The sequence below is a fragment of the Ignatzschineria sp. F8392 genome, assembly GCF_002252045.1.
Taxonomy (GTDB): domain Bacteria; phylum Pseudomonadota; class Gammaproteobacteria; order Cardiobacteriales; family Wohlfahrtiimonadaceae; genus Ignatzschineria.
In genome coordinates, this window is the sequence record NZ_NEFF01000001.1 from 630,098 (window position 1) to 648,962 (window position 18,865).

General features: G+C 36.6%; 9 protein-coding genes and 2 pseudogenes. 10 read left to right on the forward strand and 1 reads right to left on the reverse strand.

What is annotated here, in order from left to right; genetic code table 11:
* Window positions 1-29 precede the first annotated feature (29 nt).
* From wecB to B9T19_RS02710, 7 genes and pseudogenes are all read left to right on the forward strand, one after another.
* Window positions 30-1,145 carry a non-hydrolyzing UDP-N-acetylglucosamine 2-epimerase gene (gene wecB, locus B9T19_RS02680; protein ID WP_094567037.1) on the forward strand — a complete coding sequence of 372 codons (1,116 nt, stop codon included), beginning with the start codon at window positions 30-32 and terminating at the stop codon, window positions 1,143-1,145.
* 176 nt (window positions 1,146-1,321) lie between these two features.
* Window positions 1,322-2,581: a UDP-N-acetyl-D-mannosamine dehydrogenase gene (gene wecC, locus B9T19_RS02685; RefSeq protein ID WP_094567038.1), complete on the forward strand. Its 1,260-nt coding sequence runs from the start codon at window positions 1,322-1,324 to the stop codon at window positions 2,579-2,581.
* A 123-nt stretch (window positions 2,582-2,704) separates the two neighbouring features.
* On the forward strand, window positions 2,705-7,084 hold the full coding sequence (locus B9T19_RS02690) for a glycosyltransferase (RefSeq protein ID WP_094567039.1): 4,380 nt from the start codon (window positions 2,705-2,707) through the stop codon (window positions 7,082-7,084).
* 14 nt (window positions 7,085-7,098) lie between these two features.
* Complete coding sequence (locus tag B9T19_RS02695) at window positions 7,099-9,090, forward strand: hypothetical protein (protein WP_094567040.1); 1,992 nt, start codon at window positions 7,099-7,101, stop codon at window positions 9,088-9,090.
* Between the two features lie 10 nt (window positions 9,091-9,100).
* Window positions 9,101-9,808, forward strand: a complete 708-nt coding sequence (locus B9T19_RS02700) for a DUF6270 domain-containing protein (RefSeq protein WP_094567041.1) — start codon at window positions 9,101-9,103, stop codon at window positions 9,806-9,808.
* Between the two features lie 127 nt (window positions 9,809-9,935).
* Window positions 9,936-10,976 (forward strand): annotated as a pseudogene (locus B9T19_RS02705) (IS3 family transposase).
* Between the two features lie 131 nt (window positions 10,977-11,107).
* Window positions 11,108-11,992, forward strand: coding sequence for an ATP-grasp fold amidoligase family protein (locus B9T19_RS02710; RefSeq protein ID WP_094567042.1), 885 nt, complete (start codon window positions 11,108-11,110; stop codon window positions 11,990-11,992).
* A 20-nt stretch (window positions 11,993-12,012) separates the two neighbouring features.
* Here the strand turns inward: B9T19_RS02710 and B9T19_RS10715 are convergent.
* Window positions 12,013-12,255, reverse strand: a pseudogene (locus B9T19_RS10715) (transposase); the annotation flags it as partial.
* 111 nt (window positions 12,256-12,366) lie between these two features.
* Here B9T19_RS10715 and B9T19_RS02720 point away from each other — a divergent pair.
* The 3 genes from B9T19_RS02720 to B9T19_RS02730 all read left to right on the forward strand — a co-directional run bounded on the left by B9T19_RS02720 (window position 12,367) and on the right by B9T19_RS02730 (window position 18,860).
* Window positions 12,367-13,329, forward strand: a complete 963-nt coding sequence (locus B9T19_RS02720; protein WP_094567367.1) for a glycosyltransferase — start codon at window positions 12,367-12,369, stop codon at window positions 13,327-13,329.
* Window positions 13,330-13,332: 3 nt separating this feature from the next.
* Window positions 13,333-15,492 carry a capsular polysaccharide biosynthesis protein gene (locus tag B9T19_RS02725; protein ID WP_198959026.1) on the forward strand — a complete coding sequence of 720 codons (2,160 nt, stop codon included), beginning with the start codon at window positions 13,333-13,335 and terminating at the stop codon, window positions 15,490-15,492.
* A gap of 257 nt (window positions 15,493-15,749) precedes the next feature.
* A complete protein-coding gene (locus B9T19_RS02730) occupies window positions 15,750-18,860 on the forward strand; it encodes a glycosyltransferase (protein WP_094567044.1) in 3,111 nt (1,036 codons plus the stop codon).
* The last annotated feature ends 5 nt before the right edge of the window (window positions 18,861-18,865 follow it).

The window sequence follows — 18,865 nt, forward strand, 5'->3', positions numbered from 1 at the left end:
TGTATTATCGATAATATAGGAAGATAGATGTGAGAGTATTAACAATATTTGGAACGCGCCCCGAGGCGATTAAGATGGCGCCGGTTGTGAAGGCATTAGAAGCGCATGCGGGGATTGAATCTCGCGTCTGTGTAACGGCGCAACATCGGGAGATGCTTGACCAGGTCTTAGCACTCTTTGAGATTACGCCGGAATATGACCTTAATATTATGAAACCAGGGCAGACGCTTGAGGATATCACCTCGGCAATATTGCTCAATCTCTCTCCCATTTTGCGGGAGTTTCAGCCAGACTATATCTTAGTCCATGGCGATACTTCCACAACCTTTGCTGCAAGCCTTGCCGCCTTTTATCAGCGGATACCGATTGGGCATGTGGAGGCAGGGCTTAGAACCTATGATCTCTACTCTCCATGGCCAGAAGAAGGGAATCGTTGTTTAACAGGTGTTTTAAGTGCATTACATTTTGCCCCAACAGAGGACTCTAAACAGAATCTTTTACGGGAATCGATCGCTGAAGAGCGTATTGCCGTTACAGGAAATACCGTGATTGATGCATTGTTGACGGTGGTTGATCGCCTAGAGACATCTGATCTTAAAGCTGAGATGCAAGCGCAGTTTCCTTTCTTAAAAGAGGAAGGCTCCTCCATCCTTATTACAGCACATCGCCGAGAGAATCACGGTGAGGGAATTATCAACATCTGTGAAGCTGTAAAGCATCTTGCTGAGCGTTACCCCCAATATACTTTTGTATTGCCGATGCACCTTAACCCTAATGTGCGTAAACCGATCGAACAAATTTTAGGTGGTATTGAGAATGTGAGCCTTATTGAACCACAAGATTATCTCCCCTTTATTTATCTGATGAAGCATGCAAAATTGATCTTAAGTGACTCCGGTGGTGTCCAAGAAGAAGCCCCTTCACTGCAAAAACCGGTGTTAGTGATGCGCGATACGACAGAGCGCCCAGAAGCAGTAAAAGCGGGGACGGTAAAACTCGTTGGCTCAGATCGAGAAAATATCATTGCTGAGTGTATTCAATTATTAGAGGATGAAGCTTACTACCAAAAAATGGCAGAAGCAGAAAACCCTTATGGAGATGGTCAAGCAGCATTGCGAATTGTTGAACGTCTATTAGAAGCATAAATAAGACCTCTATCAATTTCCGGAGTGCTGTACACAATCATAATAAGAGCATTGGGCAGTACTCCGTTGTAGAGTTAAGGCAAATAGATATCATATTAACGTAGATAGTTATTACATTTAGTAGATTACAGTTAACAATATTTAAAATACTTTAAAAGAAGAGAAAAGGATTCAGGATGAAAAAAGTATCAGTCATCGGCTTAGGTTATATTGGTCTTCCCGCAGCAGCGATGTTTGCAACACATGGGGCAAATGTGGTGGGGGTTGATGTGAGTCAACATGCGGTTGATACCATCAACCAAGGGAAGATTCATATTGTAGAGCCTTTTTTAGAAGAATTAGTGAAAGCCTCCGTTGACAAGGGTACTTTAAGAGCGACAACCACACCAGAGAAGGCAGATGCATTTGTGATTGCGGTGCCAACACCTTTTAAAGGGGATCATGAGCCAGATGTTAGCTATATTGAATCTGTTGCAAAGGCGATTGCTCCTGTTTTAGAAAAAGGCAACACCATTATTTTAGAATCCACCTCTCCTGTGGGTACCACAGAGCAGATGATTGAGTGGTTAGAAGTTGCAAGACCCGACCTTAAATTCCCCCATGAAGGAAGAGAAGATCATGATATCTATGTTGCCTACTGCCCAGAGCGTGTCTTACCCGGGCAAGTAGTGAAAGAGCTTGTGGAGAATGACCGCATCATTGGTGGCATCACGGAAGACTGCTCTGATAAAGCGATCGAGGTTTACCGCATTTTTGTGAAGGGGGATTTAGTTAAAACAAATGCTCGCACGGCAGAGATGAGTAAATTGACGGAAAATGCTTTCCGCGATGTTAATATCGCTTTTGCCAATGAGCTCTCCTTAATTGCAGATCAGCTCGATATTAATGTCTGGGAGTTGATTGCGCTTGCGAATCGACATCCCCGTGTCAACATCTTGCAACCTGGTCCTGGCGTTGGTGGGCACTGTATCGCCGTGGACCCTTGGTTTATTGTGGATAAAACCCCAGAACTTGCAAAAATCACTCGCCTAGCCCGTGAAGTGAATGAAGGGAAGCCAGAATGGGTGATTAATAAGGTGCATGAAGCCGTCGCAGAGTGTGCAGAAAAGCTCGGTAAAACGAAAGAAGAGATTAAAATCGCATGTTATGGACTTGCTTTTAAACCAAATATTGATGATTTACGAGAGAGTCCGGCGCTCTTAATCACTAGCCGTTTAGCTCAAGCTTATCCTGGGCAAATTACGGCAATTGAGCCCAATATCGATGCGGATCATCCTGTTTTAGAAAAGTATAATCTTGATTTGAAATCGTATGATCCAGAAGCAGTAGATGCTGATGTCTTAGTTATTTTGGTTGACCATAAAGAATTTATTGAAACACCATTAAAAGTTCGAGAGACACAGCAGATCATTGATACAAAGGGTATTATTCAGTAGTTAAATAAAAGAAATTGCTTTTATTTAGGATTATATGCGTTAAATAGCATATAATCCTATTTTTCTATTTTATTTTTTGTCTGTATTTAAATAGGTTAATACGGTAGGTCGAGGTAGGTTGCTATGCAAAATCAAAATAAGAACGAGAAACATCAGACTCCACTTCAAGCATCTGGGGAAGAGCGTCAGGTGGTGATAGATATGAGTGCTGAAAGTAGCATTGATCGTGATCTACAGTTTTTAACTCTTAAAAAAGAACTATTAATAAAAAATGAGAAGATTGCAAATTATCAAGCTGATTTAGCTCAACAACATATTTTATTAAAAGAGCTAGAAAAAAGGCAGAGTCTTTTAATACAACAAGATGTTGAGCAGAAAGATAAAATTAATCAATATCAAATAGATATTGATCATATTGAGTCTCAGCTTAAAGAGTTAGAGCGTGAACAAGATGCTCTATTAGCTAAAGAGGCAACGTATATTAATGAGATTGCTCAGTTACGTCGGAAAATAGATCAGGAGTCTGAACAGTATCAGGAGGTAACCGGGAGTTTGCAGAAATTACAGGTTAATTATGAGGGAATGCTTGCAAGAGAAGAGCGCTATCTCCGTGAAATTCGTCAATTGAAAGATCAAGTTGCACAGCAGAAAAATGCACTTTATCGCACCTACTCTTATCGATTAGGTTATCTTTTGATTCACTCTACAAAATCTCTTCGTAATTTTATCCGCCTACCTAAAGATCTTTTTACGCTCTATCTTGATAATAAGCAGAGAAAACGCAAAAAAAAAATCTTAAAAAATAGTGCGAAAAAGAGTTATTCCCGCAGTAGTGTTGCGCCTCTATTTCATAAATCATTGCAACCAACGATTATTGAATCAGGGCGTGATCAGGTAAGGGTCGCTACGATTATGGATGAGTTTACTGCTTTCTGCTTTGCACCAGAAGCAGAGACACTGCAGTTAACCCCAACTCATTTTAAAGAGGAACTCGCACGTTTTAAGCCCGATTTCCTCTTTATTGAATCAGCATGGCAGGGAAAAGATGGGCTTTGGAAATTAAAAATCAGTCAGCAGGGGCAAGAACTGTTAGATTTGATTCAATACTGTCGTGATAATAGTATTAAAACACTCTTTTGGAATAAAGAAGATCCCGTCCATTTTGGCACATTTATTGAGACGGCTAAATTGGTTGATGTTGTGTTTACAACTGATATCGATTGTATTCAGAAATATAAAGAGATATTACAACATGATGATGTTTATCTAATGCCATTTGCCGCACAACCTAAGACGCATAATCCGATCGAACTTTTCGAGCGGCTCGATAAGTTTAATTTTGCCGGTTCTTACTATCTCAAATACCCTGTAAGACAGCGTGATTTTGCGACACTTTCGGAAGTTGCGATTGATAGTAAAGGGCTCGATATTTATGATCGGAATTTTGATAATGATCATCCCCACTATCAATTTCCAGAACGCTACCAATCTTTAATCCTTGGTTCACTCCCTCCAGAAGAGATTGATAAAGCGTATAAAGGATATGAGTTTGGTATTAATATGAATACCATTAAGCAATCACAAACGATGTTTGCGCGCCGTGTCTTTGAGATGCTTGCTTCTAATACCATTGTTTTAAGTAATTACTCAAGAGGAGTTCGCTTACTTTTTGGCGACCTTGTCGTTTGCTCTGATAATGCTATTGAGTTACAGAGGCAATTAGATCAAATCTTAGAAAATGAGCTTGCTCGCAAAAAATTTAAACTTCAAGGGCTTCGCTCCATCTTTAGGGAGCATACTTATGCGCAACGTTTGCAATATATTTTACAAAAATTAAAGATTAAGCGAGAAGACGCTGCTGTAAAAGATCAGATTGCCGTGATTGCTCATTGTGATAGTGAAAGTGAAGTTGATCGAGTTATTGCACAATTTGTAGCACAAACGATTTCAAATAAAACGCTCTTTATTTTAACGCCTGTAGAGAGAGAGAATAGCGAAAACATTCAATTCTTTACAAATAGTGAGGCACTCCATAATGCTCTACAAATGGCAACAGAGACTCAATTTAGCCATTTCGCAATTTTTAATAGCAAAGATTATTATGGTCCTTACTATTTAGAGGATTTACTGCATAGTTACTGTTATCTGCAATATCATAATAATCCAGTTGCTACAAAGGCAAGCTACTACTGCTTTAATGGTCAAGAGATTCAAGCAAAGGAGGGGGGGGAATATCAGTTTGTTTCTGAGGCTCATACGACAAGATCACTCTATCCTGTAAGCATATTTACAACACTCCTTAAAGATGAACCTTTAGAAGATCTTTTAGCCGGTAAAACTATTCAGCAACCAGCTTTTTCTACAGATGCTTTAAGTTATCTGGAAAACGGTGCTCAGGCGGATGCAGAGTTCCATGAAAAGGTAGCAGAAAATCAAGTGGTTGATGGTGGTGTTAGTTTAATAAATCATCTATTACCGAATGCTGAAGCGATTCGTTTTAAGCATTATGAAGCTCCGGTAGAAAGAGAGGTTGAAGTCGATATCTCTTCAATTAAGGAAACTCTCCGTAAAGAGATTAAATTGACGCATAATCGCAAGAAAGTGACGCTTCGCTCTAGCCTCCCTGTATCACAACATCGCTTAATTAGATTAAGCCAATTAGTGAGGGTAGAAGACTGGAATCGCATGAAGATCGAGTGTGATATTCAAAGTAAAGGGGATGTGCTCTTTGTGATTGAATTTTTGGATAAGCATGAAAAACAACTGACTCATGTGACATTAGCACCTCATAATCAAGTAACTTTAGAGATACCTGAAAAAGCGATCTATAGCCGCTTTAATATCCGTATTAAAGGTGTTGCAACCGTAGAATTTGAGAAAAATATGACGCTTCAGCTCCAAAATATTGTGGGAGTATTAGAAAGTCAAACCTATGATAGTGATGATATTGTGCTTTTTACACCAGAGGAAATTGATGCACAACTCGTTCGACCTAAGAGCAAACAGATTTCAATACAGAAGCAGAAAGAGGGTGTTTTAATTCGTTCAACCTTAGCAGCAGAGAAGCATGCCTATCTTTATTTCAAAAATACTTTTACGCGTGCCGAAGCCAATTTGATCTCTAATAGCCTTTTTGAGACAGAAGGATTGATAGAAGATGTTGACTTTAGAACCGTCTTTATCTTCCTAGATAAAGATAAAGAGAAGTTATCACACACTATTTTAAAGGTCGATAATTGTAGCCATGCCATGGCAATTCCGGAGGAGTGTGAATTTGTCCGGATCGGTTTTAAGATCACCGGTAGTGGCTCAGCACTCATCTACTCTTTAAAAATAGGGGAACTAAAGGAGCGGGTTAATAATTTAATAGGGAAGAGTGATACTTTAGTCCTTGCTAAACAATATCCAGCCTATGATGATCTTTATAAATATGGCTTCCTTCATAGTCGCTTAAGAGCTTATAAAAAAGCAGGTGTGATTGTGGATATGTATCGATTTTTAAATAAAGATATAGGTAACTTTAGAGAATTTGAATCGATTGATCTTTTTGAAGGAGGAAAGAGAGAGTTAGAAGATGCGCTCTCATCTGGTCAATATAAATATTTATTGATACATCTTATTGATAAAAATATGTGGGATATTGTTAAAAAATATCAGGATCAGATTAAAATATTTATTTGGATTCATGGGGCAGAAATACAGACATGGCAGAGACGCGCTTTTGAATTTGATCTTATGAGTTCAGGTCAAATAGATAGACAAAAGAAGTTGAGTGATGCACGGGTCAAGTTTTGGCAAAATCTATTAGATCATGAAGCCGGGAAAAATGTTCATTTTATTTTTGTCTCCAAATATTTAAGAGAAGAATCAGAAGAAGGGCTAGAAAGAGTTTTCCCCGATGATCAGACATCGATCATTCATAACTATATTGATGAAGAGATCTTCCCTTATGAAGCTAAGAGTATTGATCAGCGGTATAACCTCTTAACGATAAGACCTTTTTCCGGGAAGAAATATGGTAATGATATTACTGTTAATGCTATTTTAGAGCTTGCTAAATCCCCACAATTCCCTAAGTTTAATATTGAAATTTGTGGCGATGGGCCTCTCTTTGATGAAACTGTTGAACCTCTAAAGAAATTTGAAAACGTTATTATTAATAAAGGTTTTTTATCACACGAAGAGATGGCAGAAAAATATAAGCAATATGGTGTTTTTATGAATCCTACTCGCTGGGATAGCCAAGGTGTCTCCCGAGATGAAGCGAGAATTGCTGGACTTGTATCGATCTCTTCTAATATAACAGCGGTGCCAGAATTTGTTTCCAATGAAGATGGCCTCTTAGTTGAGGCAGAAGATTATAAGGCCTTAGCAGAAAAAGTGTTGTTGCTTGATGAAAACCCAGCTCAGTTTTTACAACTTTCAATAAGAGGAAGAGAAAGAGTATTGGATCAGTGTAGTCGGAAAAAAACAATTGGTAAAGAACTTGAACTTATCAAATAGAAGAGAGGAATAATATGCATGACGAAAGGGGGTTTTTTGTAGTATCTTCATGGGACAGTAATCAAAAAGATATATTTTCAGGTTACTGCTTTCTAAAGAATGACCTTATTTTTGCACAGGAGGGATATGACTTATATTGTCGGCATTATGGTAGGCCGGATCTTTTAGATCTGAATGATGGACGATTTAGTACCGTAAGATTTGAAGAAGAAAAAGTAAGTGCAAGAGTTGATGATTTTGGACAAGACTTAATTTTTTATTATTGTAATCAAGAACATTGGGCTATTAGTAACTCATTTAGAGATCTTTTTCATTTTTTAAATGAGAAAGGACAAGTACTAACGCCTGATTTAGAATTAATGGCTTTAGGAAAAATAAAGCATACTCTTTTCCAGTCTTTGATTAGTAATGATACCTACTTTAAAGAAATTAAAATATTAGCGATTGATAAAGTGTTAGTTATTTTTAAAGAGGGCGAAAAGTACAGCATAAATTTAATGACTTGCAATGAGCTCAATGAGTCTTTTGACGCTAACTTATCTATCCAAGATGTTAAAAATATTTTATTAAAGTTTAGAGATAGAAATATAAAAAAGCTTAATGCTATAAATAAATATTTTGATAAGATTATTTGTGATATTTCAGGAGGAAATGATTCTAGAATAGTTTTATCACTGCTGCTGAACTTAACAAACTTAAAAAATATTAGGTTTGCAACTAATAGAAATTGGCAAAAAGATTATGAAGTAGCTCAAGTTTTAGCAAAAAAGTATAACTTGAAAATTAATAATTCGGGTTATTATAAAAAAACTATAGATTGTGTTGAGTCATATGATCTCTGGAAAAGGGGAAATTTGGGTGTTTACTTTCCTATTTATTTCCCTAAGCATAGTCAGCCAACGCCTGTAATACACTTTCATGGTGCTGGTGGAGGGAATATTAGGAATGCATATAAGCATGATTATGAAGGTTTTTTTGAGTTCTTATCAGCCAAGTTGAATAAAGATGATGATTTATTAATAATTAAAGATAAATTATTAAAGCAATTTAATCAGCTAGGACTGGATGTCCATGATAAACAGGTGATGATGTATCATTATAGAAACTTTAGGTCAAGATTTCATTTTGGGCGGTCTACGTTTAGAAATTTAAATGATTATATATTTTCACCACTTTATTCTATAGAGTTATTAAAGCTTACCAAGTATTATGAAAATAAACCATTTAATCAGATTTATTTTGATTTATTAACGGTTATTCAGCCGGATTTAAGGAAAATAAAATTTGATACGGATATCAAAAACTTTACAGTAGAAAACTATAATCTAGGTGCCCCATTCGAGGACTTGCCCTCCCCATCAAAAATTGAGAGTATGAATTTTTGGGGCAATGTCACTCCTCCGTTACTAGATAAAAATATTACATTTAGTGATTCAGATATGCATAAATTGATGTTGTTAGATCTCAATACATATTCTAAGCATATTCTTAGGTCTGGTATATATACTCAAAAAGATATCGATATTGCGAGTAATCAAATAAAAGAGGGCGGATTATCTAGTAGTCGTGATTATATCAAAGTATCACACATGATTTCTGTTGGAGAGTGTATGTTTATCTCTTCCTATAAAAATACATCACGATTACAAAAAGATAGTGATTTACTCTTAACATTAAAAGAAGTTAAACCGGTTTATGCTTTTAGTATTGATTTGAGTAATGATAGAAAATACCTAATAAAAGGCACATTCATATCTGAAAATAATAATAGAAAATCTTTATTGATCTGTGTAGAAGAAGATATCTTTGAAGGGTTCCATTATTCTAAACAGTTGAGAATGTATTTTAAGTATATTGATGTTACTTCAGAAGACTTTGTCTTTTCTTTAGTCATAAGAGAAGATTTTATGTTATATGAAAAAAGTGAAAATTTAAATATATATTTTTCATTATGGAATAAGCCAACTTCTTCTAAATTATACATCAACTTAAGAACTGATAATTGATGGGAGCAATATGAAAAATATTTTTGTCTATGGGGGATGCGTTTCAAGGGATATATTCAATAAACCATATAATAAAGGTGATATCCGCCTTAGTGGATATATAGCCCGATATTCAATTGCGAAATTACAAAGCAAGCCAATCAAATTAAACGTGGATGTTAATCAAGTACCATCAGCATTTCAGCGACGAGTGATTGAAATAGACGCGAAAAATAACTTATTATCTTATGTGTCTAAAAGAGAGTATGATTATTTTCTAATAGATTTTTTATTTTCAAGATTTTCTTTGGTGGAATATAACTCAGGATTATTGACTTATTCAGCAGAGTTGCAAAAATCAAAAATATTGACATCTAAAAATAAGATAATTAGTCCGGATACAGAGGTATATTGGGAGTACTTTAAACAAGGGTTAAAAATATTTGTTTCTCACTTGGAACTTACTGGAAACTTAGAAAAGTTACTGATAAATAAAGTATATCTTGCTACCAAAGATGAGCTTGGAGAGGACTTTTCTAATTTGGATAAAATAAATAAACAAAATGATTTTTTATCTAGAGTTTATGATTTGCTTGATAACTATATTAGTTCGAATCAATATTTAGAATATAGTTCTAAATTATTTACTGGTGCAGTTAATCATCCATGGGGTAAAAATCCAATGCACTTTATACCTGAATTTTATGAAGAAAGTTATAACAAAATTTCTTCACTTTGAATTTATTTAACGAGGTTAATATGAGATTTTCACCATATATTTACACTGAAGAAGTGTAATCCCCCCTAAAAATAATACCGACTATAAGTAGAATTTTCTCGTATTATTTACTTAGGAGAAATTAACTATGAAAAAATCAAAATTCACAGACACACAAATCATGTCAATCTTAAAACAGAATGAATCAGGCGTGAAAGTGACCGATTTATGTCGAGAGCATGGGATTAGTTCGGCGACATTTTATAAGTGGCGTTCAAAATATGGTGGTATGGATGCCTCGATGATTACTCGCTTAAAAGAGCTAGAAGCTGAGAATGCAAGGCTCAAAAAAATGTATGCTGAAGAATGTTTAAAGTCCCGTATCCGCCAAGAAGCTTTAGAGCGAAAGTGGTAAAGCCATCTCAACGAAAAGAGATGGCTAAAGCTGTTTTAAAGACTCAAGATATCTCCATTCGTTTGGTTTGTGAGATATTTGGAATTAGCAAAACGGCTTTTCGCTATCAGGCCAAAGCCTCTTCCGAAAACAGACTCATTGAAACTTGGTTACTGAAGTTAACTAAAGCTCATAAGCGTTGGGGATTTGGCTTATGTTTTGATTATTTGAGAAATATTCAAAAGTAAACCTAAAAAACGAATCATCAGAAATTGCCCCGAAGCATTGGGATTAGCGACAGATATTAATCAAATATGGTCGATGGATTTTATGTCTGACAGCTTGCAAAATGGACGTTATTTCCGAACTTTTAATGTGATTGATGATTATAATCGAGAAGGTCTTTGCGTGGATATTGATTTTAGTTTACCGACAGAAAAAGTGATTCGCTCCTTAGAGAGAATTATTGAATGGAGAGGAAAGCCTGCAGCGATTCGATGTGATAATGGCCCTGAATATATTAGTCAGAAATTAATTGATTGGGCTAATCCAAAGAAGATCACTCTGATCTATACTCAACCGGGGAAACCCACACAAAATGCTTATATTGAGCGATTTAACCGCACCGTAAGAGAGGAGTTACTATCGAATTATTTGTTTGAAACAATCAATGAAACACAAATTTACTCCACTAAATGGTTATGGGGTTATAATAATGAAAGACCTCATTCAGCCATTGGATCTGTGTGCCACCGTGTCAACTTTAATAAACCAAGAGAAACCTTCTACTTTTAAATAGCCCTAAAAAGGGGAGGACTACACAATGAAATCAGTAATAAATACAGGGATTATTTTAATATAAGAATTTTGTATTTAATTTAAGTTTAAATTTTTTTATACTTGTCAATTTGAGAAGGTTTTAAGTAGTGAATATAGAAATTGTTATAAATGGAGAGGTTGTTATACCCAATCAAGAAAATAAAGGGGCTTCTTTTACTCGTTGTTTAGATTTATTTAGAAAAGAATCAGATGAAATTTGGGATAAATATAAATTAAGATTACCCACAGCTATATTAGATAGAAAATTAGTAGGGTACGAGTTTGCCCATAAGTGTGATGTAGCAACAGCTCAAATATTACAAATGGATGTAGCATTAGATGATCTAAGTTTTTCAACAAATACAGTAATTAAACCTGTTGCTGAGAATGCTAGTAAGGGTGTTTTTATTGTTCACTCATCAAGAAATATCGTTTATCTTGATAGAGCAATAAAACATGAATCAATTGCTTTAGCAAAAAGATATGCTAGACGTTTATTGAAGGCAGGTACCGTTAGGCGAGATAGATGGATGTCTGAGGAGCTCTTAAAAGATAAAGAGGGGAATTTGGCAAGAGATGTTAAATTTTACTGTTTTTATGGAAAGGTAGGTTTAATTTTAGATACGTCTAGGCATGGAGAAATTAAACGTTGTTGGTTTGATGTAGACCTCAATTACATTAATAATGGGAAATATGAGAATAATTTATTTAAAGGTAAAAGAGACAATATCTTAGAAGTGTTGGTTAAAAAAGCAGAGCAACTTAGTCTAGAAATCCCATCTCCTTTTGTAAGGATTGATTTTTTAGTTTGCGATGAAAATATATATTTAGGAGAATTTACTCCTATCCCAGCAGGATATGATTTATTTGATAAACATTGGGATAAAAAATTAGGTGATATGTATATAGATGCCTCTGTAAGATTGGGATGTGATATAGGTGTAGGGAAGAAGTTTGAAAGATATTTAGCTATTTCTCAAAAATATAAATAACTTATAGCGTAAGCTTACCGTCAAGCGCACAGTTCATAACTAGAGACTTTTTCGGTTAATTGTTTTTTAAATTCACTGGGAGGTAAATTTCCCAGTGACTCATGAGGTCTTTCTTCGTTATAACTTAACATCCAAGCCCAACTAAGTTCTCGCACCTGCGCTAGTGTGGCGAATAAATGGGGGGTTTAATACTTCCGTTCGATAACTGCGATTAAAACGCTCTAAGCATTTGGATTTGGCTTTCCTGGCTCAATATAACAGATCCTAACGTGATTACGTAAACTTAGTGGGGTTATCACTTTGCTTGATAAATGTTAAAGAGGTAGAATATACCTCTTTTTTGTTTTAGGACTTATTCAGTAATACTTTAAATGATGACATTAGACAAAATTTATCTAGTATCGGATGAGTTGACCCGATCTTCTATTGACCGGGCACTCCGGACGATACACCTCTCTTCGGCAAAAGTATTACTGGTTGAATCGGCATGGAAAGGGCATTGGAATCGTTGGAAGTTTAAAATTGCGGCTTATCCGGACTATCCAGAGCGGAATAATGATAAGTTGAAAGAGCTTGTTGCAAGGGCGAAAGACTATGGTATCCCGACGGTTTTTTGGAATAAAGAAGATGGTGTTCATTTTGATCGCTTTATTGATAGTGCAAAATTATTTGATCATGTTTTTACAGTCGATGAAACCTGTATCCCTCGTTATAAAGCAGTGATGGGGGAGGATGCCTCAGTCCATACTTTAATGTTTGCCGTGCAGCCCAAGTTCCATTTCTTTGATGGTTTTAATTTTAAGTATCATCGTGCTAATTTTGTCGGGAGTTATAGTCACCATATTCATGATGAGCGTAGAATATGGCAAAATGGATTGTTTGAAACAGCAACTGAAACAGGCTTAGGGCTAACGGTGTTTGATCGCAATTCCAATAGAAAATCGAAAAACTATCGTTATCCGATACTTCCTAATATGGAGATTAAAAAAGCGGTCAAATATCCTAAAACAGGGCAGATCTATAAAGACTACTTGGTCTCTTTAAATGTGAATACGATTACCGATTCGCCAACAATGTTCTCCCGGCGGTTGGTGGAGATTTTAGCGTGTGCCGGAATAGCGATAACAACGCCGGCGCTCTCTGTTGAAAAACTCTTTAAAGATTATTGCCATGTGGTTCATAATGAAGAAGAGATGCGAGAGCTATTTAATCGTTTAAAATATGGCCCAAGTCAAGAAGATTTAGAGCGAGCTCGTGCCGGGGCTGAATATGTGGCAAAATATCATACTTGGGAGCATCGTTTAGCAGAGATCGCAAAAGTGATAGGATTCAAGTAACAAATGGATAAGATTAAAATTCCTGTAATGAGTTTTGGATTATGGCGTCGTCTTAAGAGATGGCGCCCCTTTTTTTCTGCCTCTCATTTAACTGTTGGATCTTCTTATCAGGCTGAGGATTACATCTTAGGATGGGGCAATAAAAAGAGTGGCTTACGGGCAATTAATCTTGCTAAAAAGAAGGGTTTACAAGGCGCTATTCTGATTGAAGATGGCTTCCTTCGCTCGATGGATCTGGGGGTGAATGGGGAAGTGCCCTTATCCTTGGTGGTGGATAATCTTGGGATCTATTATGATGCCTCGAAACCTTCTCGTTTAGAGCAGTTGATTTTAAATGGGGAGATGCCGGAATCGCTCTTAGCTGATGGTGCGCGGGCGCTTGATTTGATCTTGATCCATCAACTAACGAAATATAATGCGATCCCAGAAGATCTGCCGGCAGGTTTAACCTTTGAGGCAGAGAAAGAGCATCTCTTAATTATCGACCAAACCTTTGGCGATCTATCTTTGCAATATGGTGGTGTTGAGGCGGAGACCTTTCTCACCATGTTAGAGAGTGCAAAGCGGGAGCATCCGGAGGCGGTGATCTGGATTAAGGTTCATCCCGATGTCTTAGCCGGGAAGAAGCAGGGGCATTTTACCGAGGTGATGCCGGCATTAGCACGTGATCCGCAAATTCGGCTCTTAGCGGAGAATATTCATCCCCATACCTTATTGAAGAAGATGGACTCTATCTATGTCGCCACCTCGCAGATGGGGTTTGAGGCTCTGATGCTCGGCAAAAAAGTGGTCACCTTTGGTCTGCCCTGGTATGCCGGTTGGGGATTGACGGAAGATCGCCATCCACAAGTTTTAGCGCCGGAGTTCCAATCCCGCCGCCGACACGCAACACTTTTTGAGCTCTTTACCGCAAGTTATTTGCAATATTGCCGTTATCTCAATCCTTATACCGGCACAAGAGGCGTGATCTTTGATGTGATCGATTATCTCATCATGATGAAACGACGGGAGAAGTTACTCGCAGGGGAGATCTGGGTGATGGGCTTATCCTTCTGGAAGCGGAAAATCATCACCCCTTTTTTACGCGCGGTGAATAATCGCCTCCGTTTCTTTAAGGATCAAGCCGCAGTTGAGCGTGCTTATGCGGAAGTGCATAAGCGGATCGATCGAAATTCAGAGGATTCAGCGACTTCAGAAAACCTAGATAACGCAGATAACGCAGAAAATAAGATTCGGCTCCTTATCTGGGGGAAGAAGTTTCCGCAATTGGTAGAGTGGGCGAATCAGCAGCAATTGCCGATCTTAAGGATGGAAGATGGCTTTATCCGCTCCGTGGGCTTGGGCTCTAACCTTGTACCACCACGCTCTTTGGTGCTCGATGATTTAGGCATCTATTTTGATGCTAGTACCCCTTCACGCTTAGAGAAGCTCTTAAGCGAAATCACTTTTGATGCCGAGCTTTTAGCAGAAGCGGCAACATTGCAGAAGGATCTTATCAATTTTAAGATCGGTAAATATAATGTGGGTCGGCAAGATTGTACCTTACCGAAAGCGGGCGAGAGACCGATCCTCCTCGTGCCGGGGCAGGTGGAAGATGATGCCTCGATTCAGACCGGCACGCGCGATATCAATACCAATTTAGGGTTGCTCCAAGCCGTTCGCCGGCAAAATCCCGAAAGCTATATTGTCTATAAACCGCATCCCGATGTAGTGAGCGGAAATCGCCTTGGTCATGTGGATGAATCACTTGCCCGGCAATATGCTGATCTTGTAATGGCAGAGGGGGATATCATTGCCATGATCGAGCAGTGTGATGAGCTCCATACCATGACCTCGCTCTCCGGCTTTGAAGCGCTCCTTCGCGGGAAGAAGGTGGTCTGCTACGGCATCCCTTTCTATGCCAATTGGGGCCTTACGGAAGATCACTACACCTTAACCGGCAGAAGAGGGCGGAAGCTCACCCTTTCGGAACTGATCGCCGGCACCTTGATTCTCTACCCCACATATCTCGATATCGAGACCGGTAAAATCACCAATGCCACCACTACATTGCAAGCACTCGTTAAAGAGCGCGAAGCGCAAGGGCAGACAAAACTGAAAACCACCTACCTTGAGCGAAAGTGGCAACAATTGAAAGGATTATTGCAGGTAATTGGGCGATAATAAGGTTATTTCGTAGATCTTTTCGCTATAGGTATAAAATTTTGTTTATGGGGAAAATACTTTCCAGAGAGATTTTAGGAATTAATATTATCCAAATAATTTTTTATTCTTGCCAGATATGAGAATTTACTGTTAAATAAAGGGGTTTAAATCTCCCAACACCACATGAATTGTACTCTATTGGTGGTGCTTAGAGTATTTAGTAATCATTTTTATGAGATGTTTTGATCTGTTGTGCAAATAAAGTTGGCGTGGCAATGTTAAAAAAAGAAATTAATAATATAGAGCTTTCTGTAGATAAACCTTATGAAATTAAGTTAGTCAATTTACTTCCAGGAAGCTACCGTATAAGAATCATTCACCAATGTAGAGAAGTCTTTAAAAAACCAAGAAGCCTCTTTCTAACATTCGACATTCCCCAGCGAGCGCCGCAAGAGATTAAAGATCTATTAGGATTACAAAATATCTCCGAGCAAAATGGGGTTTTTGCTTATATCGGGGGTGGTGAAGAGAAGGCTGGGTTTTATGTGCAAGAGATTGATTTTTTTATTTGCGGTAAAATCAATAAATTATATATTAACGTTAAATCGTTTTTGAGCATGGCTGTTACAATTGACTCACTCAATATGCTTTTGATGCAAAAAAGTATTGGTGGTGATTTAATAAGTTTATCCGAAGAATATAGTGTGGACTTTAATGTAGTAGCTAGCTTAGTATCGAATTCTTTCATTTTATCTCCTAATGATAACAGAGGCTTTATTTTAAAAAATATTAGGTCCGGAGTTGATTACAGTATTAGACTTTTTTATAAAGATAAAAAATTGTTCGATATACGAAAAGCAGCTTTAATGTCATTCGGAAGTACTGAGCCTGTTGATCTTCATTTAGCTTTAGGACTAAGTAAATCCTCGGAGCAATATGGCGTTTTTGAGTATATAGGTGGTGGACGACAGATCAGTAATAGTTGTTATATGCAAGATATTGTTTTGCATGCAAGAAAAAATATTAATGAGTTGCAAGTTAAATTGCACCTACTGGCTACGAATGTACAGCTAAATGTTATAGGAGTTCATTTTTTAAATAATTCTTATTTAAAATACATACCTTATCAACTAGAAAATGGAGTTAGGGAGGTTGGTGAGACTAAGTTTTCAAATATCGACTTTAGTTTGTCGTTTATTGAGTCAGTTGTAGAAGAAAAAGAATTAGAAGATGTAGATATATTAATCTATGGCGATATTTCTCCTAATGTTATTGATGGATCTTCTATTTGGCTTACCTCTATTATAAATTTATTATCTATTAAGCATAATGTTCTTGTGATTTTTAAGGATAATATAAATAAAGAAAAAAACATATTAAGCAATATTATTGCTAGTGGTTGGAAGGGGATTGAGCCGAGAGAGCTAGGCATAAATCAACCTTTGAATAATGTGTTAGCTGTAGAGGTTTTAAAAAAACTTGATAAGGTTATACCTAGTATTAGAGGCGTGGTAACAAGAGGTTTTGAGTTAGCTAAAACTATCCAGCAGGACGATACCTTTATAAATAGACGCTGTGTATATCTAACTGATTTTTATCAAGTTAATGAAAAGGGCTTTTTTATTCCTGAGGATAAAGCTAAATATTTATCTTCTGTAGTTTTAAATTCAGATTACTTACTAGTACAGACAAAAAGAATAAAAGAGAGACTAAAAGAAATAACAAATATTGATTTTAGATCAGTCTTATTGCCTCCTTCTTTACCGGATAATTTAGATTCACTTGTTAGTACGAGTTTAATCAATAAAGAGATAGATACTGTCTATATTGGTTATGCAGGTAAGGTTCAACCCAATTGGGGAGTAGAGGAATTAATAACTTGGTGTCGTGAGCTTATAAGTCAAGGAATTAATATTCAGTTACATATAGCAACTGGAAAGATTTACTCTTCAGATAGAAAAGATGGTTTTGTTAATAGAATAAATGACCTTTTGTCCTTACCTTTTATTGAAGTTCATACTGACTTAGATAGATTTGGAGCAATGTCTCTGATGAAAGCTATGGATTATGTTTGGTGCTATCGAAGTCCTGTTTTAGAGGATTCAACGCTTGAAGTCTCAACGAAACTTATAGAGATGGCTGTATTACAAAAGCCTGCTCTTTGTTACCCTTCAGAAATTAATAAAAACTTATTAAGTAACAACTATCCATTTTATGTGAAATGCAAGGAAGATTTTTTAACAATTTTAAAAAATAAGTCTTTACCTAAAGATTTTGATTATGGCTTGCTAGCACAGAGAATTAAATATAAGCATTCTTTTGAAAAAATATCTAATGATATAGAGTCTGAAATATTTGTTGATAGTTTTGACTCCTTAAAAAAGGATAAAAAAATACTCGTTGCTGGGCATGATTTAAAGTTTATTAATCCATGGATTTCTTATTTGAAGAAAGCTGGGTATCAGGTAAAAGTGGATATTTGGGAGTGGGGAAAAGCAACGGATCTCAATAGAAGTAAAAAACTTCTAGATTGGGCTGATATTATTTTCTGTGAGTGGGGGTTAGCTAATGCCGTTTGGTATAGTCAGAATAACTTATCGAAAAAGCCTTTATATATTAGAGCTCATGCTCAAGAAGTAAGAGAAAGAGCTAGGAAGTTTGGCAGTAGTTTAGATATAAATAATGTTACAAAAGTTATTTTTGTTGCTGATCATATTAAAGAAAAGGCTTTAACTTTATGGAATTGGCCTAAAGAGAAATGTCTCGTCATACCTAATTATTTATTGTCTGATAAGTTTTTTTTAAGAAAAGCTCCGCTAACTTATAATTTGGGAATGGTTGGCATAATTCCTCAAACAAAAAGATTTGATAGAGCTATCGATTTATTAGAAAGGTTAATTGAAGATGGGAAGGATGCGCATTTATATATAAAAGGACATAGACCTGAAAATTTACCTTTTATGCAAGCACCAGGAAGAAAAAAAGAGCTTGACTATTATAATCAATTATATGAGCATATTGCTCAAAGCCCTAAATTAAAAGATAGAGTACACTTTGATGGATGGGGGAATGATGTAGCTCTTTGGTATCAGAAAATTGATTTTATTTTATCTCCCAGTGATGCTGAATCATTTCATTATGCCTTGGCTGATGGAGTTTTATCTGGTTGCATTCCAATTGTATGGAGTTGGGAAAATGCGGATGTCATTTATCCTAAAGAATGGGTTGTTTATGATCAAGATCAGGCCGTAACTTTAATTAATGAATATGAGATGTTTAACAATCAAGCTTTGAAAAAGCATAGAAATTGCTGTAGACAAAAGCTTTTAAATATGTATTCAGATGATATAGTTTTTGATAAATTAGATGGTCTGTTAGGAATATAAAACAA